At 70.5% G+C, this 957-nt stretch carries 1 protein-coding gene; it reads right to left on the bottom strand.

The genetic code is table 11. The annotated features are described in order from the left end of the window. The coding region (locus ACTWP8_RS38180) for a condensation domain-containing protein (RefSeq protein ID WP_443326642.1) at window positions 1-957 on the bottom strand (957 nt) is incomplete at both ends.

Here is a 957-nt window from a genome sequence, read left to right as displayed (position 1 = left end):
AACACCCGCGTCTCCTCGGAGCAGAGGACGAGCGCAGGCGCCGAGTCCTCGACCATCCACCCGATCCGCTCCGCCGGATACGCAGGATCCACCGGCACAAACCCCGCCCCGGCCTTTGCGATCCCCAACAGCACCGCCACCAGCTCGACGGACCGGTCCAGCACCACCGCGACCAGATCGCCACGCCCCACGCCCCGCGCGGCCAGGACGCCCGCCACCCGGTCGGCCCGTTCCCGGAGTTCCGCGTACGACCACTCCAGACCGCCCGCACCCACCACCGCCACCGCATCCGGCGACCGACCCGCCTGCACGTCGAACAGTTCACCCAACGGCCGTACGGGCACAGCCCGCTCGGTGGCGTTCCACTCCTCCACCAACCGCGCCCGCTCCGCGCCGCCGAGCACCTCGACCTCGCTCACCCGCGCCGCCGGATCCGAGGCGACCTGCTCCAGCAACCGCACCAGCCGCTGGGCGAGTACCTCCACCGTCCGCTCGTCGAAGAGATCAGTGGCATACAAGAACGCACCGTCGATCCCCGCCGGGCTGCCGTCACCGTCCCGGTGCTCGGCCAGATCCAACGACAAGTCGACACGCGCCGACGCCTCCGCCCCCAACTCCAGCGGACGGACCCGCAGCCCCGGCAGCTCCCACAACCGCCCCTCACCCGGAAGCGCACTCTGGATACCCAGCGAGACCTGGAACAGCGGATTACGCCCCAGCGACCGGGCAGGATTGAGATCCTCCACCAACCGCTCGAACGGCACCTCCTGATGGGCATACGCATCCAGATCCGTCTCCCGCACCCGAGCCAACAGCTCGGCGAAAGTCGGGTCACCGCTCAGATCGGTCCGCAGCACCAGCGTGTTGACGAAGAACCCCGCCAACCCCTCCAGCGCCGCATCCCCGCGCCCCGCCACCGCCGTACCGATCGGGATGTCCTTCCCCGCACCCATCCGG

The sequence above is a fragment of the Streptomyces sp. 7N604 genome (assembly GCF_052245475.1).
Taxonomy (GTDB): Bacteria; Actinomycetota; Actinomycetes; order Streptomycetales; family Streptomycetaceae; genus Streptomyces.
The sequence above is the reverse complement of the archived record's forward strand: the minus strand, read 5'-3'. Positions and strand labels throughout refer to the sequence as shown.